This is a genomic window from Pseudarthrobacter sp. CC4, assembly GCF_048957775.1.
Taxonomy (GTDB): domain Bacteria; phylum Actinomycetota; class Actinomycetes; order Actinomycetales; family Micrococcaceae; genus Arthrobacter.
This window is the reverse complement of the sequence record NZ_JARCCZ010000011.1, coordinates 137,000-156,208: the sequence shown is the minus strand read 5'-3', so window position 1 is coordinate 156,208 and position 19,209 is coordinate 137,000. Positions and strand designations below refer to the sequence as shown.

Below are 19,209 nucleotides of genomic sequence, written 5' to 3'. Positions count from 1 at the left end.
CCCGGACCCGGGAAGAACTAGACGAGGTTCTCCACCAGCGAGACATCCCGCACCGCACCCTTGTCCGCGGACAGAGCCATGGCGGCGTAGGCGCGCAGGGCCGGGGAGACCAGGCGGTCCCGGTTCTTGGCCTTGTAACCGCCGTTGGCTTCCAGTTTCTCGCGACGCTCGGCAAGGACCTCGTCGGAGACCTCCAGCTGCATTGAGCGCTGAGAGATGTTGATGCTGATGATGTCGCCGTTCTCCACCAGGGCGATAGTGCCGCCGGAGGCGGCCTCCGGCGAGATGTGTCCGATCGACAGGCCGGAGGTGCCGCCGGAGAAGCGGCCGTCCGTAATCAGGGCGCACTTCTTGCCCAGGCCGCGGCCCTTGAGGAACGACGTCGGATAGAGCATTTCCTGCATGCCCGGACCGCCGCGGGGGCCTTCGTAGCGGATGACCACCACGTCGCCTTCCTTGACGGTCTTGTTCAGGATCTTTTCCACGGCCTCGTCCTGGGACTCACACACCACGGCCGGGCCGGAGAAGGTCCAGATGGACTCGTCCACGCCGGCGGTCTTCACCACGGCGCCGTCGACGGCCACGTTGCCGCGGAGCACGGCCAGTCCGCCGTCCTTGGAGTAGGCGTGTTCCACGGAGCGGATGCAGCCTTCCGCGGCGTCGGTGTCCAGGGAGGTCCACTGGTTCGACTGGGAGAACGCGGTGGAGGAGCGGACGCCGCCGGGGGCCGCGTGCCAGAGGGCCTCCGCTTCTTCGGTGGCTTTGCCGCCGCGGATATCCCAGTCGTCCAGCCAGCCGTCCAGGTCGGCGGAGTGCACGGAGTGGACGTCCTTGTGCAGCAGGCCGCCGCGGTTCAGCTCGCCCAGCAGCGCGGGGATGCCGCCGGCGCGGTGCACGTCCTCCATGTAGTAGGTCTTGTCCTTGGCCACGTTCGGGGCCACCTTCGCGAGGCAGGGCACCTGGCGGGACTTGGCATCCATCTCGGCCAGGCCGTAGTCCACGCCCGCCTCCTGGGCCGCGGCGAGCAGGTGCAGGATGGTGTTGGTGGAGCCGCCCATGGAAATATCCAGCGCCATGGCGTTGTCGAATGCCTTGGCGGTGGCGATGGAGCGCGGCAGCACGGAGTCGTCGTCGCCGTCGTAATAGCGCTTCACCAGCTCGACGACGGTGCTTCCGGCCTTCTCATACAGCGCCTTGCGCGCGGTGTGGGTGGCCAGCACGGAGCCGTTGCCCGGCAGGGACAGGCCGATGGCCTCGGTAAGGCAGTTCATGGAGTTGGCGGTGAACATGCCGGAGCAGGAACCGCAGGTGGGGCAGGCGTTCTCTTCGATGAGGTTGATGTCTTCATCGGAGATGGACTCGTCCACGGCGTCGGCGATCGCGTTCACCAGGTCCAGGGAGCGCACGGAGCCGTCGGTCAGGGTCACGCGGCCGGCCTCCATGGGTCCGCCGGAAACGAAGACCACGGGGATGTTCAGGCGCAGCGCCGCCATGAGCATGCCCGGGGTGATCTTGTCGCAGTTGGAGATGCAGACCAGGGCGTCCGCGCAGTGGGCGTTGACCATGTACTCCACGGAGTCGGCGATCAGGTCGCGGGACGGCAGCGAATAGAGCATCCCTGAGTGGCCCATGGCGATGCCGTCGTCCACGGCAATGGTGTTGAACTCGCGCGGCACGGCGCCGGCGGCGAGGATCGCGTCGGAGACGATCCGGCCCACGGGGGCGAGGTGGGTGTGGCCGGGGACGAACTCGGTGAAGGAGTTGGCGACGGCGATGATCGGCTTGCCGATGTCCGTGTTGGCGACGCCGGAGGCGCGCAGCAGTGCGCGGGCTCCGGCCATGTTGCGGCCGTGGGTGACAGTACGTGAACGAAGAGGAGGCATACTACCGATCCTGCCGTCCCGGGCGCGCGGGCGGAAGACAGTGCTGATACTAGTAGCAGGAGTACCAGAGTACTAGTGTTGGATGTCGTGAAAGAGGCAGGCGAAAAGCGCAAGGAACTCGGTCTTTTCCTGCGGGCACGCCGCGACCAGGCGCTGCGGTCGGAGTACGGCCTGCCGCCCGTGGCCCGCCGGCGGGAACGCGGACTGCGGCGAGAGGAGGTGGCCTTCCTTTCCGGCGTGAGCGTCACCTGGTATACGTGGCTCGAGCAGGGCCGGGAGATCAGGCCCTCGCGGGAAGTCCTGGAAGCCGTGGCCCGGACCCTGCACCTCTCGGAGACCGGCCGCTCCTACGTCCTGTCCCTCGCAGGCTATTCCGCGCCGGTGTCCGCAGGCCCGGCAGCTGCAGACGCTCCAGCCCACATCCAGCGGCTCCTCGATGCCTTGGGCCCCAACCCGGCCTTCGCGCTTGCCCCGGACTGGAGCGTCACGGGCTGGAACCGGGCCTATGCCGCGCTCTACCCCAACATCGCCAACGTGGCCGCCCCGGAACGGAACCTGCTGTGGCTGGTTTTCACCGACCCGTATGTCCGTGAACTGCTCCCCGACTGGGACGTCACCAGCAGGCGGTTCCTGGCAGAGTTCCGGGCGGAAGCCGGGCAGCGGCTGGGCGATCCGGACGTGGCCTACCAGGTGGAGCGGCTCAAGGAGACGAGTCCGGAATTCAAGGAAAGCTGGGACCGGTACGACATCCTGGGCTTCGAATCCCGCGAACGGCTGTTCCACCACCCGTCGGTGGGCGTCCTCCGGCTGGAGCACCACCAGGTCTCGCCGTCGGACCGGCCGGACCTCCATCTTGTGGTCTACACGCCGGCACCGGACAGCGATGCTGCAGAGCAGATCCAGCGGCTCCTGGCCGTGGGCGGCTAGTACGACGTCGGACTCCACTCCCCCAGGTCCGTCGCCTCAAGGTGGAACGCGCCGTCGTCGTGCTTCCATTCCACACGGATGGTTCCGGGACTCCCACCGCATTGCCGGGCTTGGAAAAAAGAGTCACCATCGGCCCATTCTGCAGCGCCGCGGCTCCGAACCTTCACCGGGGAAAGATGTACTTCCAGGAAAGGACGGAGCGGTGGACGCAGCGGACCAGCAGGCCTTGACCGGCGCAGTGATACGGGAGCACGGCCTGGACATGGGTCAGTTGTGGCTGGAACACCTGGCCCTCGGCGGCGACGCCTCCGAGGAGGAAATCCGGGACTACAGCGCGGGGCTGGCAATCCTTCCTCCAAAGGACCGGGACGCTTTGGCCCAGGCCGTCAACGAACATTGTGCTGCAGCAGGGCTGCTGTCCCGCGCGCCGTTCAGTGGCTCCTTGCTGGCCCGGGCACGCAGCGACTCACAGGAACCCTACTCGTCGAAGTAGGTGGAGATGCCGGAACTGCCGGGGATTGATGCAACCACGGTTGCGGCAACGTCCTTGAGCTTCATGTTCCGTGTGTTGGATGCCTGCAGCAGCACGCTGAACGCCTGGTGCTGGCTGCAATGGCTTTGGGCCATGATGGCACCTGTGGCCAGGTCGATCACAGTCCGTGATTTCATGGCCGCGCTCATGCTGTCCCTGGTGTCCTGCAACCTGCCGATCCGCAGGGCCAGCCGCAGGCTTTTTGAAACCTGTCCGGAGAAGGCCCGGGCCGTGGCAATATCTTCGCTGCTGAACGCCTGAAGCCGCCGGCAGTACAGGCTGAGCGCGCCACGGATGTCTTCGCCGAGCACGAGCGGCACACTCACAGCGGAGAACAATCCCTGCCGGGAGAGGGCACTCGCATACGCGGGCCACCGCTTTTCCTGGCTCACATCGGGGACCAGAACGGTGTCCGTGGTGCGCATGGCGGTGATGCCCGGGCCATAGCCGTACTTGTCCTGGAGCTGGTCGAGGGTGCGGATGCAGGGATCGCTGCCGGCTATGGCGGTGGCCTTCTTGTGCCTTTCGACGGCAACGCCGCAGAAAACTTCCCGGTCCTGGCTGCTGAGCCGTGCCGCGGCATAGCCGGCCAGGTCCCGAAGGAACTCGTCAACATCGGCACTGTCCAGCACCAGGTCCTGAAGATGCAGCGCGACGTCTGCGAAAACCTCGTCATTCGCGGCTTCGGCGTGAGCCAATGCTTCCCCCTCCCGAACAGCACAAAGGCCATGTAGTCCATTAAAGAACGCCTTGGCCGCTCACTGCCGAACGGTACATGCCAGCCTACCTGCGGGAAAGTCATAATGTGTCCACCATGACGACCGCATGCCCGCGCACCCGGGAATGCCCGGGGCAGCACGGCGTAACGGCGTAAGCCTAGGCGGCGGCCAGGGCGTTGAGCGTGTCCCGGATCCCGTTCAGCGCCGGGTCCCGCAGGGACATAAAGGCAGGTTTCAGGAGCGGCTGGACGATTTTTGCCGGCCCCTTGATGCTGAACTCCGCGGTGTATTTCACTACCGACCCCTGGGCGGCGGGACTCACGTCGATGGAGTCGAAGGCCGTGACGGATTTGTTCTCGCCACGGAGCTTGATGTGGTTTTCAGTCAGCTCGATGACCTCGTACTCCAGTGACTGGCGCTTGCCACGGAACTCGGACTCGGCGTGGTACCGGTGCCCCACCGCGACCGGGCCGGGCGTCAGCTTTTCCATCACCGGAGTGTTGGGGTCCCACTCGCTGGTGTTCTCGAACGCGCTCAGGAAGGCAAAGGCCTTGTCTGCGGACAGTTTGGTTTCCACACTTCCGGTGACTGTGATCATCACCCCAGTGTAGGAACCGGCACCCGGGAAGCCCAGCCCCCGGACGTCCGGGACGGGGATGTCCGGATGCGGATGTGCAGGATGAAGAAGCCCGGGCACGGGAACAGCAGAAGCGCCCCGGACGGAACCCGCCGGGGCGCTTCTGCTGTGAATCACGGCTGTGAGGTCAGCTGACCTGCAGGCCGCCGTTGATGTCGTAGGTCGCGGCGGTGATGTAGCCGGCGTCCTTCCCGAGCAGGAAGGAAATCAGGGCGGCCACTTCCTCGCGGGTACCCACCCTCCCCATCATGATGCCCTCCGACATCTGGGCCTTGCGTTCCTCGGTGAGGGTGCCGCCCATGATGTCGGTGTCGATGGGACCGGGTGCGATCGCGTTGACGGTAACGCCGAACTCACCCACTTCACGGGCAAGGGCCCTGGTGAAGCCGATGATTCCAGCCTTGGAGGCGCTGTAGGCCACCTTGGAGTAGGTGCCGCCGCCGCGCTGGGCGGAAATCGAGGAGATGCTCACGATGCGTCCGAGCTTGCGCTCAATCATTCCCTTGAGGACGCGCTGGGACACGATGAAGGTTCCGCGCATGTTGATGGCGAACACCCTGTCCCACTCCTCCACGGTGGTCTCCATGAAGGTTGTGGGCGAGCTGATGCCGGCAAGGTTGGCGAGGGCAACGATGGGCGGCAGCGAGTCTTCGATTTCGCTGATGGCCCGGTCCACGGAGGCGGCGTCGGAAACATCCGCGCCGACTCCGATTGCCTTCACTGCACGGTTGGAACCGATTTCCGCAGCCGCGGCTTTGGCGTCTTCGGCGTTGATGTCGAGGATCGCGATGGACCAGCCCTCGCTGGCCATCAGGTCCGCCGTGGCGCGGCCGATGCCGCGGGCAGAGGCAGCCCCGGTCAGTACGACGGTTCGGTCGGCGGGAAATGGTGTGGTTGTCACAGGTGCATCTTTCGTCAGGGTTCGGGGTCAGGAGACTTTGGCTGCGTTGACTTCTGCCGCAGCGGCAACTGCCGGGTCCAGGGCGGCGTCGCCCTCAGGCCGCTTCCGGGCGTAGAAGTACGTGGCCACTGCCGTGACGCACAGGCAGAAGGACAGGAAGAGCAGTCCGCTCTGGTTGTTGCCGGTGGCGTCCTTGAGCAGGCCCACGGCGTACGGGGCCACAAAGCCGCCGAGGTTGCCGAGGGAGTTCACCAGCGCCAGCCCGGATGCGGCAGCTGCTCCGGTGAGCGCGGCGGACGGCATGGACAGGAACGGTGCAATGGCGCCGTAGATGCCCATCGCCGCAGCGGTCAGGGCGATGAGGGCAAGGATGGGGTTGACCGGCAGCAGGTAGCCCGCGGCCAGCAGGCCCATGCCGGCCAGCACCATGCTGACGGAGGAGTGCCAGGCGCGCTTGCCCGTGCGGTCCGCCCGCCTGCTCCAGAAGTACACAAAGACTGCGGCAATGGAGTACGGAATGAGGACAATGAAGCCCACCTCGGCGGTGGAGAACTTGCCAAGGGCGGCCACAATGGTGGGCATCCAGAGGCCCAGGCCGTAGATGCCGCAGACCAGTCCGAAGTACAGGGCCGAGTAGGTCAGGGTGCGCTTGTCCTTGAGGCCGGCCAGGAAGTTGTGGCTGCCGCCCTTGGATTTGGCGGCAAGTTCGGCGTCCATGGTGGTGGCGAGCCATTCGCGTTCTTCAGTGCTGAGCCACTTGGCGTCACGGGGACGGTCGGTCATCAGCATCGGGGTCAGCAGGCCGAGCAGGATGGCGGGGATGCCCTCGATGATGTAGAGCCACTGCCAGCCGTGCAGTCCCATGATGCCGTCCATCTGCAGCAGCAGGCCGGAAACCGGGGCGCCGAGGGCGTTGGAAATGGGCTGGGCGAGGATGAAGATGCCCAGGACCGTGACGCGCTGGGCGGCGGGGAACCACAGGGTCAGGTAGAAGAGGATCGCGGGGAAGAAGCCGGCTTCGGCCGCACCCAGCAGGAACCGGATGATGTAATAGGTGCTTTCCCCGTTGACCAGCGCCATGGCGCTGGCAAAGATGCCCCACGTGATAAGGATTCTGGCCAGCCACTTGCGGGCGCCGAAGCGGTACATCCCGGCGTTGCTGGGAACTTCCAGCAGGGCGTAGCCCAGGAAGAAGATGCCGGCACCAAGGCCGTAGGCGGCGGCGGTGAGGCCGATGTCCTCGCTCATGGTGAGTTTGGCGAAGCCCACGTTATTGCGGTCAAGGTAGGCAATGAAGTAAAGCAGGACAATCAGCGGCATGACGCGGCGGCGAACCTTGCGGAGCGTGCGCTCGCCGAGTTCGCCCAGTCCTGCGGACGGCATGGAGAGTGAAGTCATCGTCGACCTTCTATCTGGCGGAAGCGGCGCATTGGGGGCGGCGCGTCCGAGGGAAATGGGGATATTCCGTCTGCTGCCTATTTGGGTCTGATGTCTGACATCTGACGAAGCAACATGAGAAAGATCATAGAAGGGTGATCCGGATTACGTCAAGCCGCCCGGAAATGGGCGCCGTCCACCGGCGATGGTGTGTCGCTGGAACCGGGGCGCCTGGAAACTAGCCGTGCGATTCAGGGTGCTGGACGTAGCGCTCGTAGTCGCGGTACGTCTGCTCCATATGGTCATCCATGACCCGGCGGGAAAGTTCGGCATCACCGCTGAGGATGCTGTCCATGACCTTCTGGTGGTATTCGATCGCATGGAGCTGGATCTCGGGCACGGCCGAGGTCTCGCGCCGGGTCATGTAGAGCAACTGTCCCAACTGCGCGAAGAGGGCCCGCACGAAGGGGTTCCCCGAGGCCCTGAGCACAGCATCGTGGAACGCGATATCAGCGTCGACGAAGCGGTCCAGGTCCCCGGCCTCGTGGAAGCGCTTCATATCCGCGATGCACTGCTCCATTTGCCGGGCATGCTCGGGAGTATGGCGCTTGGCGGCCAGGGACGCCGCGCCCGTTTCCACCATGCGCCGCATTTCGATCAGTCCCACGGACACCTGGTCCGCGCCGTTTCCATGCGAGGCGGCCTTGAAGATCGCGTCCAGGCCGGTCCAGTTGTCCGACGGGTTCACGAAGGTTCCGCGCCCCGCCTTGACGTAGAGGATGTTCTGCGCCCTCAGCGCCTTGAGCGCCTCGCGGACCGTGAGCCGGCTGACGTCGTACGCCTTTGCTATGTCCGCTTCGGGCGGGATGGCATCGTGTGGTTTTAGCTTGCCTGCCAGTATGTCGTCAAGCAGGCCGTCGACAAGATCGTCGACGAGTGTCCTGCGGCCCATCCTGGCTCCTGCCCTTGGCGTTGCCCGCTGGTGCGGGCCCTCTAAACTTTACTGTCGAATGCCGCCCTGATCAGCATCGTGGCCTGCTTCCTGCAGCGGGACAGCGCTCAGCAAGCCTCGAAGTCCGTGAGGACCTTGACCTTTCCCGCGGACGCGGAGGCCGGATCGAAGGTGTAACCGATCCACTCTTTGGCCAGCCGGCGGGCGAGTTCGATGCCCACCACGCGCTGGCCCATGGTGAGGACCTGGCAGTCGTTGGACAGGATGGAGCGTTCCACGGAAAAGGAATCGTGGGCGGCGGTGGCCCTGATTCCTTCCACCTTGTTCGCCGCGATGGCCACGCCGATTCCGGTGCCGCAGAAGAGGATGGCCCGGTCCGCGGCTCCGTCCCTGATCATTTCGCCAGCCGTGATACCCACATACGGGTACGGCCTGGTGAAGTCATCCGGAGCATCGGACCGGTTGACGCCAATGTCGATCACTTCCCTGACCCTGGGATCCTGCCGGAGGTCCTCAAGGACCTTGTCCTTGTAATCGACTCCCGCCTCGTCCGCGCCTACAACAAGTCTCAGTCCCATGGTTCGTCCTTCAGTGTTCATTGCCGTGCTCCCACGGATTCGCTGGATACGGCGGCGGTGAGGTGCGGGCCCATGACGGTGAAGATCATGGCCAGCGAGGTCGCCCCGGGATCCGGTGTGCCCAGGCTCTTTTCCGCCAAAGGGCGGGCGCGGCCCTTGAGCGGCAGCAGGCCGGCTGTCGCCTCGGCGGCTGCCGTCGCGTCGCGGGCCGCGTCCTCCCACGCCCGGCCCGGCTCCACGCCTTCTGCCACCAGCCCGGCAAAGGAAGAGGCGAACGGCAGCAACGCGTCCACCATGGTCTTGTCGCCTGTCTCCGCCTTCCCCAGCTGCACGATCCGGTCCGCGAATGCCCTGACCGCCGCTGCCAGCTGCGCGGGTTCCGGCGCCGAACTGTTTCCAAGGGATTCACCAAGAGCCCGCAATCCCGCTCCCCACAGGACGCCGGACGTTCCGCCCGCCTTGTCGGCCCAGGCATCACCGGCGGCTGCCAGCACATCGCCCGCTCCGGCGCCCTGGGCGAGGGCAGCGGATGCAGCCGCGGCAGCGGCGTCGATCCCGCGCACCATGCCGCGCCCGTGGTCACCGTCTCCGGCGATGGCGTCCATCCTGCCGAGCCGCTCCTCGGCGTCGTGCAGGAGGGACTGCGTGGCTTCCAGCGCGGCAAAGCCCGCGGCGGCGTACTGCCGGGAGGCGTCGGTGGCAACGAACGGGGCAGAGGCCGCGTCGTCGTCGGACGCTCCTCCGGCCGCCACGGTGCCGGCCTCCCGGACCGCGTTGCCGCGGCGGTAGGCGGGTGTTTCCGCCGGGGCAAGCCACAGCGGTTCCAGTTCCTCGTCCAGCCAGGTGACGGTGAGCGACACCCCGGCCATGTCGAGGCTGGTGACGAGTTCCCCGACCTCGGGCATCACCAGGCTGTACCCGGCGGCGCGGAGCAGCGGCGCCACGGTGCCCCAGAGAACGAAGAGCTCCTCGTGCTTGGTGGAGCCGAGCCCGTTGAGGATGACCGCTATCCGTTCGCCGGCGTCGGGCGGAGTTTCAGCGAGCAGGCGTGCCACCAGTTCCCGGCCCAGCTCCTTTGCGGGCGGCAGCGCGGTGTCGAACAGTCCGGGCTCCCCGTGAATGCCCAGGCCCAGTCCCATCTGTCCGTCGGGCAGGGAGAACAGCGGCGATTCCGCGCCGGGGAAGGTGCAGCCGGAGAACGCGCTGCCGATGGTGCGGGTCCGGTCATTGGCCTTCCGGCCCAGGCGGACCACTTCGGCGAGGTCCGCGCCGGCCTCGGCTGCGGCCCCCATCACCTTGAAGACGGTGAAGTCACCGGCGATGCCGCGGCGCTTGGCGGATTCCGACGGCGGTGCGCTGGCGATGTCGTCAGTCACCAGGACGTTCTCCACGGCAATGCCCTCTGCAGCCAGGCGCTCGCTGGCCATGCCGAAGTTCATGACGTCGCCGGCGTAGTTCCCGTAGGTAAAAACGACGCCGGCGCCGGACTCTGCGGCCTTGGCCACCATGTAGGCCTGCTGCGCGGAGGGCGAGGTGAAGATGTTTCCCACCACCGCGCCGTCGGCGAAGCCGGCGCCGATCAGCCCGGCAAAGGCCGGGTAGTGCCCGGAGCCGCCGCCCGCCAGGACGGCAACCTTGGGCCGCGGGGGCCGGAGGCGCCGCACGGCGCCGCCTGGAACCTGGCGAACCAGGTCCGCGTGGACGTCGCAGAACCCCGCCAGGGCCTCCTCGGCAAATTCCGAGGGATCGTTGAAGATTTTTGTCATGATGTGCTCTCTGCCGTGGGTTCCGGGGCGGGCTTAGGGACTGTTGAGGGGAGGCGGCTGCCTAGTGGATGTGGCTGCCGCCGTTGATGTCGATGGTGGTTCCGGTGAGGTAGGCCGAGTCCTCGGAGGAAAGGAACGTGATCACCGCGGCTACTTCCTCGGTGGTGGCGTTCCGGCCCAGCGGGATGCCGGCGTTGATGGCGGCCTCCTGCTCCTCGGTGCTGCCCACGCGGATGTTGGTGTCCACGGCGCCGGGGGTGATGGCGTTGACGGTCACGCCGGTGGCGCCCAGTTCGCGGGCCAGGGCCTTGGTGAAGCCCAGGATGGCGGCCTTGGCGGCGGAGTAGGGAACCTTGCCGAACACGCCGCCGCCGCGCTGGGCGGAGACCGAGGACATGTTCACGATGCGTCCCCAGCCGTTGTCGATCATGTCCGGCAGGAATGCCTTGGTGACCAGGTACGTGCCGGTGGCGTTGACATCCATGACCTTGTGCCAGAGCTCAAGGGTGGTTTCCAGGAACGGGACCGGCGAGGTGATGCCGGCGATGTTGGCCAGTGCGCCTACCGGCGGCAGGTTGCCGGAGGCGACCTCGGCGGCGACGGCGGCCTGGGCTGCGGTGACGGACGCTTCGTTGGCGACGTCGATCTCGTGGCCGAAGGCGGGGACGTTGAATTCATTGCCGATTTCGGCGGCGACCTTGGCGGACTTCTCGCCGTCGAGGTCCAGGATCACCACCGCCCAGCCCTGGCGTGCGTAGCGGCGGGCGGTGGTGATGCCGATGCCCCGGTCCGAGGTTGCCCCGGTGAGGACGGCGGTGCGCTGGATGGTGGTCATGATGCTCCCTTGAATCGTTTGGATTGTTGAAGTGGGTGTCGATGGTCAGATGAGGTCGGTGATGAAGCTCGCGGCTTTGGCTGCCGCTGCGGGGCGTTCGTCGTTGGTGACGTCCCTGGTTTCGAGCTCCAGCGAGAAGTGCCCCTGGTAGCCGTCCGCCGCAAGCCGGCGCAGCCCTGCGGCAAAGTCGGCGTTGCCGTTGCCGATGCTGAGGTTGATGTTTCCCGGCACGGCATCCCGGAGATGGACGTGGGAAATACTGCCCTTCCGGGATTCGAGGTACTCCAGCGGGTCTTCGCCGGCGGCGACGATATGGCTGAAGTCCATGACAATCCCGACGCCGGTGCCCGCCAGCCGCTGGGCCAGCAGTTCCGCGCGTTCGAGGTTCCAGCAGAACCGCAGGAAGTGCAGGGATTCTGTCCAGAGTTCGACGCCGGACTCCGCCGCGCGCTGCCCCGCGTGGGTGAGCTGGGCGGCAATAAGGTCCAGGTCCTCGCCAAGGCTCCGAACAGGTTCGTGGCTGAGGGCACCGCACGGGAGGACCAGCGCTTTCGCGCCGGTATTCCGCGTGAGGGTCAGCAGCGCCTCCAGGTGCCGTTCGCAGGCTGCCTGCTGTCCGGCGTCGAGTACGGCATTGAGGTCGCCGATATCGCCGTTGACGGAACGGACGCGCAGCCCGGACGCAGCAACCTCGGCCGTTACCGCGTCAACGGCCGCCGCATCCAGGTTGTACGGAACGTGATCGCACACGCCGGGGAGGGCGCCGAGATCGATCTCTTCGAAGCCCAGGCCGCTGATGGTCCGCAGGGCGGCCGGCAGGTCCTGGTGCCTGAAGCTGATGGACGAGCAGCCGAGTCGGGAGTTGAACATCGTCGTTGATCCTCTGGATGAGCGGGTGGTGATGTGAATCACTGTAGGCCCATTCATTGTCAACAGTCAACTTCCAACATTGACTGTTGACAGTCAGCATGAGGCAGGTCACACTGGGGATATCATTTGTTAACAGTCGACAGCGGCCGAATCCCCTCGGACCGCTTTTCGAAAGGGAAACACCATGAGCAACGAAGCTCTAAAAATGCGTGGACACGTTCACGGCACCAAGGATGCAAAGCGCGTCGCTATCGGCTCCGGAGTGGGCGCCGTCATTGAGACCTACGACTTCATCGGCTTCGGCACCGCTGCGGCCCTCTACTTCGGAACAGCCTTCTTCCCCACGGGCGATCCCGTAACAGGAACGCTCGCAGCATTCGCCACCCTCGGCGTCGGCTTCGCCGCCCGTCCCATCGGCGGCATCATCGGCGGCCACCTCGGTGACAAGGTGGGCCGCAAGCCCGTCCTGGTTGCCTCCCTGATCCTGATGGGTGTGGCCACGTTCCTGATCGGCCTGCTGCCCACCTACGGACAGGTTGGCCTGCTGGCTCCCGCGCTGCTGGTGTTTGTCCGCATCGTGCAGGGCCTCGCCTTCGGCGCGGAATGGGGCGGCGCCATCCTCATGAGCTACGAGCATGCGCCCTGGAAGTCCAAGGGCAAGTACACGGGCATTGTGCAGGCCGGCTTCCCCGTGGGCCTCCTCCTGGCCAACCTCGTCTTCCTGGTCAGTGTGAACCTTGGCGGTGAACTGGCCTGGCGTGTTCCGTTCCTCGCAAGCATCGTGCTGGTCGCCGTCGGCCTGATCATCCGCTCCAAGGTGCCGGAGTCCCCCGTCTTCGACGAGGTCAAGGAAAGCGGCTCCATTGTTAAGTCGCCCATCACCGAGGTTATCCGGACCGACTGGCGGAGCATTGTCCGCGGCATCGGCCTGCGCATCGCCGAGACTGCAGGCTACGCGGTGTCCGTCACGTACATGATCTCCTACCTGCACACCCAGCAGCTCGCCAACAAGACCGAAACCCTCGTGGCCCTCTGCATCGCCTCGTTCATCGGCATTTTCGCCACCATGGCCTGGGCCCGCCTCACGGACCGCGTCGGCCGCCGGCCCCTGTACATCTGGTCCACAGCGTTCGCTGCCCTGTTCGGCATCCCCATGTTCCTGATGGTGAACACCGGGCTGTTCATCTTCGTCATTGCCACGATCGTCATCTCCTACGCCGTCTGCCAGAACTCGCTTGCCGGCGCCCAGGGCCCGTGGTTCCCGGAACTGTTCCAGGCCAAGACCCGCTCCTCCGGAGCGTCCCTGGCGTACCAGATCTCAGCCATGGTCTCCGGCTTCACGCCCTTCGTCACCACCCTGCTGTTCGTAGCCCTCGGCTGGATGGGCCCGGCGCTCCTCTTCAGCTTCTACGCAGCGATCGGCCTCTGGGCCGCCCTCGTCACCCGGGAGACCTGGGGCAAGCGCGAACGCCAGCTGGCTGATGAGGCCACCAAAAGCACCCCGCATTCGGTAACTGTCTGATGACCATCACCCACGAATCGAACACGGAGACAGCAATGTCCACAGGAATCGTCCAGGACCGGTTGGCGCAGGTCAGCGCCGCGGCCTACCGCATCCGGCACCACGCCCTGAACATGGGCGAGGTCCAGGGCCAGGGCTATGTCGGCCAGGCCCTGGGGGCCGCGGACATGCTGGCCGCGGTCTATGGAGACCAGCTCCGCTTCCGGGCGGAGGATCCGCACTGGGAGGCCAGGGACAGGTTCCTGCTTTCCACCGGGCACTACGCAATTGGCCACTACGCCGCCCTCGCCGAGGCCGGCATCGTCCCGGTCGAAGAGCTGGAAACCTACGGTTCGGACGATTCCCGGCTGCCGATGTCCGGGATGTCCACCTACACGCCCGGCATGGAAATCTCGGGCGGCTCCCTGGGCCACGGCCTCACCATTGCCGTGGGCATGGCCCTGGGCCTGCGCTACCAGGGCTCCAGCGCCCGCGTCTTCAACTTCCTCTCCGACGGCGAACTGGACGAAGGCTCCACCTGGGAGGCTGCCATGGGTGCGCACCACCACCAGCTGGGCAACCTCACCGCGATGGTGGACATTAACGCCCTGCAGGCGGACGGCAAGACGGACACAGTGCTCCGCACCGAGCCGGTGACCGAGAAATGGGAGTCCTTCGGCTGGTACACGCAGCGGGTGGACGGGAACGACGTCGGCGCGCTGCTGGCAGCGTTCGACAATGCAGCCGCCCAGGCCGCCGCCGTCGGACGCCCCTCGGCGATCCTGTGCGACACGAAGGTGGGCCGCGGAGTGCCGCTGCTGGAGGAGCGCGAGAAGGCACACTTCATGCGCATCGACGAACACGAATGGCAGATCTGCCGCGAGCAGCTCACCGCCGGCTACGAAGGAAAGGCTTCAGCATGAGCACCACCACCGAGGCCCCCGACACCGCGACAGCGGCGAAGCCGAAGCCGAAACTGAAGACCTCGGCGATGATCGCCTCCTTCGCCGACCCCGGCCAGAAGACCGCGTCCGCACCGTTCGGGCACGCCCTGGTCAAGGCCGCGCAGGAGAACGACAAGATCGTCGGCCTCACCGCGGACCTGGGCAAGTACACGGACATGCACATCTTCGCCAAGGCCTTCCCCGAACGGTTCTTCCAGATGGGCATGGCCGAGCAGCTGCTCTTCGGCGCCGCCGCCGGCCTGGCCGAAACCGGGCTCGTCCCGTTCGCGTCCACGTACTCGGTGTTCGCCGCCCGCCGCGCCTACGACTTCCTCTGCTTGGACGCGGCCGAGCCGAACCTGAACGTCAACATCGTGGGCGGCCTGCCCGGCCTGACCACCGGGTACGGCCCCAGCCACCAGGCCACCGAGGACATGGCGATCTTCCGCGGCATGCCCAACCTAACCATTGTGGACCCGTGCGACTCGATCGACATCGAACAGGCAGTCCCGCAGCTCGCCGCTTCCGACGGCCCCACGTACCTGCGCCTGCTGCGCGGCAACGTCCCCACCGTGCTGGATGAATACGGCTACACGTTCGAACTCGGCAAGGCCAAGGTGCTGCGCGGCGGCAACGACGTCGTCTTCATCTCCTCCGGCCTGATGACCATGCGTGCGCTGCAGGCAGCTAAGGCGCTGGCGGCACACAACGTGGACGTCGCCGTCGTGCACACCCCCACCATCAAGCCGTTCGACGCCGAAACCGTCCTCAAGGAGATCAACACCGACCGGCTCGCCGTCACCCTGGAGAACCACTCGGTGGTGGGCGGACTGTTCGAAACCGTCGCCTCCGCCGTCGTCACCGCGGGCCTGGGCAAGCGGGTGGTGCCCGTGGCGCTCCCCGACCAGTTCCTGGACGCCGGCGCCCTGCCCACCCTGCACGAGCGCTACGGGCTGGCCACAGACCGCATCGTGGCAAAGGTCCTCGCCGAACTCGGCTAGCATCCGTGCCGCAACGCAGAAAGCACGGCACCGGTCCCGGCCGGTGCCGTGCTTTCTGCCGTACTATCGAAACTACTACCGACTGTAAACAGTCGACTTACAACATTGAGGACAGAGGCCATGGCCGGACTGACCGCCCCGCTGCTGGGACTGCAAAAGAAAAGCCTGCGCGAACAGGCGCTCTCGGCTCTGCGCACCGCGATCACCAGCGGTGAACTTGAACCGGGCCGCCACCTGGTGGAAACCGAACTCTCCGAGATGCTGCAGATCAGCCGGGGAACCCTGCGCGAAGCCCTGCGCCAGCTTGAACAGGAAGGCCTGGTCTCCGCCGGGCCGCGCGGCAGGCTCTCCGTCCGGCACCTGGACGAAAAAGAGATCCGCGACATCTACACCGTTCGGGCCGCCCTCGAGTCACTGGCCGCCCGAGAGCTCTGTGAACTGCCGGACCGCCAAAACGTCATCTCATCCCTCCGCTCAGCCATCGATGCGATGAAGGCAGCCGAGAAGGAAGGCCTGCAGCAGCGCGTCGAATCCGACCTGGAATTCCACCGCACGCTGTGCCGGCTCACGGGCAATGAGACACTCCTGCACACCTGGGAAGCGCTGGAAGGGTCCATCAGGATGTCCATCATGTTCGCCGGGCTCGAAAAGGGCGTCAAGAACATGAGCGTGGACCGGCACCACGATATTGTGGCGGCCATCGAAACCGGCGACGCCTCGCTGGCCCGGAAAACCATCCGGGAACATATGGACACTGCCGCGGCCAACCTTGTGGCCTAGCCATTTCTTGGTAGTTTCGTAGTTCGCCCCGAATAGTCTCGGCACCCCCGGGTACTGGGACTATGGGAAGGGTGTCAGGCAGCGCGCCTTGGGACCGCGGAATCAACGTTAGAAAGAGGACTGTATGCGGGAACCGATGGCCAGCGACGGTGTTTATGAAGCGGAGACCGTTGCGGGTGATGACCAGGAAGCTACCCCGGTAACTGTTGAACCCTCGGTGGAACCGGACGTCAATTTCGACGAGCAGTTCTATCCTGCCCGGCCCAAGGCGCTGCGCCCCACTGCCCGCCGCCGCCAGTACTTCGCCACCAGGCCGTCCTTCGAATTCGATGGACGCAATGCGGCCTACGTCGAATGGCTGCGGAACCAGGCAATGCTGGGCGACGCCAATACGCTGGCCCGGCAACTCTCGGGACAGGCCAGCATGTGGCAGAACTCCTACGCCCATCCGAATCCCCGGGCCGCCGTTGAACGTGCGCCGGTATGGTTCACCGCATATCCACTGTCCTTCATCACCAGGTCCAGCCAGTCCTTCCTCTCGGCCCTCGGTGATCCGGCCATGTGGGAAGCCTTCAGCCAGATAGGCATCCGCGCCATCCACACGGGCCCGGTCAAACTGGCGGGCGGCATCAGCGGCTGGTCCCAGACACCCAGCGTGGACGGCCACTTCGACAGGATCAGCATGGCGATCGACCCTGTGTTCGGCACGGAGGATGAATTCCGCCGGATGTGCGAGGTCGCTGCCGACCACGGCGGCACCATCATTGACGACATCGTCCCGGGGCACACGGGCAAGGGAGCGGACTTCCGCCTCGCCGAAATGAATTTCCGGGACTACCCGGGGATCTACCACATGGTGGACATCCCGGAGGAGGACTGGCACCTGCTGCCGGAGGTCCCCGAAGGGCAGGACTCGGTAAACCTGAGCCCGGACGCCGAACAGGCCTTGCAGAAGGCCGGGTACATCATTGGCCGGCTGCAGCGGGTCATCTTCTATGAGCCCGGCGTCAAGGAAACGAACTGGAGCGCAACCCGGCCGATCGTTGACACCACCGGTAAAACGCGCCGCTGGGTCTACCTGCACTACTTCAAGGCAGGACAGCCGTCCATCAACTGGCTGGACCCCACGTTCGCGGGGATGCGCCTGGTGGTGGGCGATGCGCTGCATTCCCTGGTCGACCTGGGCACCGGTGCCCTCAGGCTGGACGCCAACGGATTCCTCGGCGTGGAAAAGAGTGCCGAGGAGCAGCCGGGCTGGTCCGAGGGGCATCCGCTGTCCGAGGCGGCCAACCAGCTCATTGGCTCCATGATCCGGAAGGTGGGCGGGTTCTCCTTCCAGGAGCTTAACCTGACCATCGACGACATCAAGGCGACCTCCGAAGCAGGCCCTGATCTTTCCTACGACTTCATCACCAGGCCGGCCTACCACTACGCGCTTGTCACTGCGGACACCGAACTCCTGCGGCTGACCCTGCGCCTCTCAATGGAGATCGGCGTGGACCAGGCTTCACTCGTGCATGCGCTGCAAAACCATGATGAGCTGACCTACGAGCTGATGCACTTCGCTGCCGGGCACCGGGACGAGATGTTCGAGCTCAACGGCCAGGAGCTCACCGGGGCGCAGCTCGCGGAGCAGGTGCAGCAGACCATGCGCGAGCGGCTGACCGGCGAGAACGCCCCCTACAACGCGGTGTTCACCACCAACGGCATCGCCTGCACAACAGTTAGCTTCATCATGGCCGCGCTGGGAATCCGGGACCCTGATGCCATCACTTCCGAAGAGGAAGCGCGGGTCCTGGATGTGCACATCCTCCTCTCGATGTTCAACGCCCTCCAGCCGGGCGTCTTCGCCCTTTCCGGCTGGGACCTGGCCGGCATCACCGCGCTGGACCGGAAGAGCGTCGAGGAACTCACCGCCCAGGGCGACACCCGCTGGATCAACCGCGGGGCCCACGACATCATGGGCACCAGCCCGGACGCGGAAGTGTCCTCCTCGGGCATGCCCCGGGCGCGCAGCCTTTACGGCCCCCTTCCCGAGCAGCTGAAGAACCCGGACTCCTACGCCAGCAGGCTCCAGCGGATCCTCGCTGTGCGCGAAGAAAACGGCATAGCCACAGGGGCCCTGCTCGATGTTCCGGACGTTTCCAACCGCGGCCTGCTGGTGATGGTCATCCGGCTGGAAAGCGGCGCCCTGGGGGTCACCGTGCTGAACTTCTCGGACCAGGATATTGCCGGCAGCATCCAGTCCAGCCACCTGGTGCCGGGGGCCGCTGTCCACGACCTCTTCAGCGGCGACGCTGTTGGCCAGGTGGATGACCTGTGCAGCTTCTTCCTCGAACTGCCCGCCTTCCAAGGAACCGTCCTGCAGCTGACAGAGCAGGAGGCAGCCCCTGAGCAGGCTGAAGGTGCTCAGCCCGGAAAGGACCTGCCGTAGCAGACTGATCGTCGCCGTTCGGGAATCGTCTTGAGTTCCGCGCCGTTAACTGAATGTGCGGAAAGTTCCGCTCATTCGAACGAGGGATTGAATGACCGCGAAGTTTGTATCAGTGGAAGACGACGCCGGGAAGGTCACCCGGTACGTCCGGCATGCCAACGGCGGCGGGCTTGTTGGGCCCGGCGCCGTTGTGGCCGAGAGCGCCCGGATTGGCGCCATGACGTACGTGGAGGGCGGCGCCCGGATCGGGCCGGGGTGCCGAATCGGACACGGCAGCTGGATTGACCGCGACGCGACAGTGGGCGAGCGGACGGTGATCGGCGACGGTGTGCGCATTGGCCGCGGCGCCGTCGTGGGTAACCGGGTGCACATCGGGAGCCATTCCCGGATCGGCTCCGGCGTGACGATTGAGCACGGCGCCCGTCTGGAAGCGGACGCAACGGTGCCCGACGGCGGACAGGTCCTGTCCGGGCCCCATGGAAAACGACACCGCCCAGTTCCCGGGAAGAGCCGGACGCACGCCAAGGGCAGGGGCCGGGTGGCCGCCTGAGCCGCCCTGCCGCACGGGCCGT

Annotated in this window: 18 protein-coding genes; 8 read left to right on the top strand and 10 right to left on the bottom strand. The window is 65.9% G+C overall.

All coding sequences use genetic code 11. The features are described 5' to 3' along the window. Nucleotides 1–17 precede the first annotated feature (17 nt). Nucleotides 18–1,883 carry a dihydroxy-acid dehydratase gene (ilvD, locus tag PV768_RS09730; protein WP_321215126.1) on the bottom strand — a complete coding sequence of 622 codons (1,866 nt, stop codon included), beginning with the start codon at nt 1,881–1,883 and terminating at the stop codon, nt 18–20. Nucleotides 1,884–1,958: 75 nt separating this feature from the next. On the opposite strand from ilvD, the gene PV768_RS09725 reads away from it, so the two are divergent. Both PV768_RS09725 and PV768_RS09720 read left to right on the top strand, forming a co-directional pair. Beyond that, entirely contained in the window at nt 1,959–2,810 is an 852-nt protein-coding gene (locus PV768_RS09725) for a helix-turn-helix transcriptional regulator (protein ID WP_421092907.1), read from the top strand. 202 nt (nt 2,811–3,012) lie between these two features. Then, on the top strand, nt 3,013–3,303 hold the full coding sequence (locus PV768_RS09720; RefSeq protein WP_321215125.1) for a hypothetical protein: 291 nt from the start codon (nt 3,013–3,015) through the stop codon (nt 3,301–3,303). On the opposite strand, the gene PV768_RS09715 is transcribed toward PV768_RS09720, so the two are convergent. From PV768_RS09715 to PV768_RS09675, 9 genes are all read right to left on the bottom strand, one after another. Further along, on the bottom strand, nt 3,288–4,040 hold the full coding sequence (locus PV768_RS09715; RefSeq protein ID WP_323057879.1) for a GAF and ANTAR domain-containing protein: 753 nt from the start codon (nt 4,038–4,040) through the stop codon (nt 3,288–3,290). The genes PV768_RS09720 and PV768_RS09715 overlap by 16 nt on opposite strands. A 178-nt stretch (nt 4,041–4,218) precedes the next feature. After that, complete coding sequence (locus PV768_RS09710; RefSeq protein WP_321215123.1) at nt 4,219–4,659, bottom strand: SRPBCC family protein; 441 nt, start codon at nt 4,657–4,659, stop codon at nt 4,219–4,221. Nucleotides 4,660–4,825: 166 nt separating this feature from the next. Then, nucleotides 4,826–5,599, bottom strand: a complete 774-nt coding sequence (locus tag PV768_RS09705; RefSeq protein WP_421092906.1) for an SDR family NAD(P)-dependent oxidoreductase — start codon at nt 5,597–5,599, stop codon at nt 4,826–4,828. A 27-nt stretch (nt 5,600–5,626) separates the two neighbouring features. Beyond that, a complete protein-coding gene (locus tag PV768_RS09700) occupies nt 5,627–6,997 on the bottom strand; it encodes an MFS transporter (RefSeq protein WP_321215121.1) in 1,371 nt (456 codons plus the stop codon). 217 nt (nt 6,998–7,214) lie between these two features. Next, nucleotides 7,215–7,928: a FadR/GntR family transcriptional regulator gene (locus tag PV768_RS09695; protein WP_321215120.1), complete on the bottom strand. Its 714-nt coding sequence runs from the start codon at nt 7,926–7,928 to the stop codon at nt 7,215–7,217. Nucleotides 7,929–8,035: 107 nt separating this feature from the next. After that, complete coding sequence (locus PV768_RS09690; RefSeq protein WP_323057878.1) at nt 8,036–8,527, bottom strand: RpiB/LacA/LacB family sugar-phosphate isomerase; 492 nt, start codon at nt 8,525–8,527, stop codon at nt 8,036–8,038. Next, nucleotides 8,524–10,272, bottom strand: a complete 1,749-nt coding sequence (locus PV768_RS09685; RefSeq protein WP_421092905.1) for a dihydroxyacetone kinase family protein — start codon at nt 10,270–10,272, stop codon at nt 8,524–8,526. Before PV768_RS09685 ends, PV768_RS09690 begins: the two co-directional genes overlap by 4 nt. Before the next feature lie 61 nt (nt 10,273–10,333). Then, entirely contained in the window at nt 10,334–11,107 is a 774-nt protein-coding gene (locus PV768_RS09680) for an SDR family NAD(P)-dependent oxidoreductase (protein ID WP_157239627.1), read from the bottom strand. Between the two features lie 45 nt (nt 11,108–11,152). Further along, nucleotides 11,153–11,977, bottom strand: coding sequence for a sugar phosphate isomerase/epimerase family protein (locus PV768_RS09675; RefSeq protein ID WP_421092904.1), 825 nt, complete (start codon nt 11,975–11,977; stop codon nt 11,153–11,155). A gap of 184 nt (nt 11,978–12,161) precedes the next feature. Here PV768_RS09675 and PV768_RS09670 point away from each other — a divergent pair, with 184 nt between their 5' ends. The 6 genes from PV768_RS09670 to PV768_RS09645 all read left to right on the top strand — a co-directional run bounded on the left by PV768_RS09670 (nt 12,162) and on the right by PV768_RS09645 (nt 19,187). Continuing rightward, a complete protein-coding gene (locus PV768_RS09670) occupies nt 12,162–13,499 on the top strand; it encodes an MFS transporter (protein ID WP_421092903.1) in 1,338 nt (445 codons plus the stop codon). 35 nt (nt 13,500–13,534) lie between these two features. Next, nucleotides 13,535–14,401 carry a transketolase gene (locus tag PV768_RS09665; RefSeq protein WP_421092918.1) on the top strand — a complete coding sequence of 289 codons (867 nt, stop codon included), beginning with the start codon at nt 13,535–13,537 and terminating at the stop codon, nt 14,399–14,401. Next, nucleotides 14,398–15,423 carry a transketolase family protein gene (locus PV768_RS09660; RefSeq protein WP_421092902.1) on the top strand — a complete coding sequence of 342 codons (1,026 nt, stop codon included), beginning with the start codon at nt 14,398–14,400 and terminating at the stop codon, nt 15,421–15,423. Before PV768_RS09665 ends, PV768_RS09660 begins: the two co-directional genes overlap by 4 nt. 120 nt (nt 15,424–15,543) lie before the next feature. After that, on the top strand, nt 15,544–16,203 hold the full coding sequence (locus tag PV768_RS09655; RefSeq protein ID WP_157239636.1) for a GntR family transcriptional regulator: 660 nt from the start codon (nt 15,544–15,546) through the stop codon (nt 16,201–16,203). Between the two features lie 124 nt (nt 16,204–16,327). Beyond that, a complete protein-coding gene (treS, locus tag PV768_RS09650) occupies nt 16,328–18,637 on the top strand; it encodes a maltose alpha-D-glucosyltransferase (RefSeq protein WP_157239638.1) in 2,310 nt (769 codons plus the stop codon). 91 nt (nt 18,638–18,728) lie between these two features. Continuing rightward, complete coding sequence (locus PV768_RS09645) at nt 18,729–19,187, top strand: DapH/DapD/GlmU-related protein (protein WP_321215112.1); 459 nt, start codon at nt 18,729–18,731, stop codon at nt 19,185–19,187. Nucleotides 19,188–19,209: the final 22 nt, after the last annotated feature.

Coding starts and splice junctions, on each gene's coding strand:
- PV768_RS09665 (WP_421092918.1), top strand. CDS start 13,535: ATGTCCACAGGAATCGTCCAGGACCGGTTGGCGCAGGTCAGCGCCGCG.
- PV768_RS09685 (WP_421092905.1), bottom strand. CDS start 10,272: ATGACAAAAATCTTCAACGATCCCTCGGAATTTGCCGAGGAGGCCCTG.
- PV768_RS09645 (WP_321215112.1), top strand. CDS start 18,729: ATGACCGCGAAGTTTGTATCAGTGGAAGACGACGCCGGGAAGGTCACC.
- PV768_RS09680 (WP_157239627.1), bottom strand. CDS start 11,107: ATGACCACCATCCAGCGCACCGCCGTCCTCACCGGGGCAACCTCGGAC.
- PV768_RS09695 (WP_321215120.1), bottom strand. CDS start 7,928: ATGGGCCGCAGGACACTCGTCGACGATCTTGTCGACGGCCTGCTTGAC.
- PV768_RS09710 (WP_321215123.1), bottom strand. CDS start 4,659: ATGATCACAGTCACCGGAAGTGTGGAAACCAAACTGTCCGCAGACAAG.
- treS (WP_157239638.1), top strand. CDS start 16,328: ATGCGGGAACCGATGGCCAGCGACGGTGTTTATGAAGCGGAGACCGTT.
- PV768_RS09670 (WP_421092903.1), top strand. CDS start 12,162: ATGAGCAACGAAGCTCTAAAAATGCGTGGACACGTTCACGGCACCAAG.
- ilvD (WP_321215126.1), bottom strand. CDS start 1,883: ATGCCTCCTCTTCGTTCACGTACTGTCACCCACGGCCGCAACATGGCC.
- PV768_RS09700 (WP_321215121.1), bottom strand. CDS start 6,997: ATGACTTCACTCTCCATGCCGTCCGCAGGACTGGGCGAACTCGGCGAG.
- PV768_RS09655 (WP_157239636.1), top strand. CDS start 15,544: ATGGCCGGACTGACCGCCCCGCTGCTGGGACTGCAAAAGAAAAGCCTG.
- PV768_RS09660 (WP_421092902.1), top strand. CDS start 14,398: ATGAGCACCACCACCGAGGCCCCCGACACCGCGACAGCGGCGAAGCCG.
- PV768_RS09690 (WP_323057878.1), bottom strand. CDS start 8,527: ATGAACACTGAAGGACGAACCATGGGACTGAGACTTGTTGTAGGCGCG.
- PV768_RS09675 (WP_421092904.1), bottom strand. CDS start 11,977: ATGTTCAACTCCCGACTCGGCTGCTCGTCCATCAGCTTCAGGCACCAG.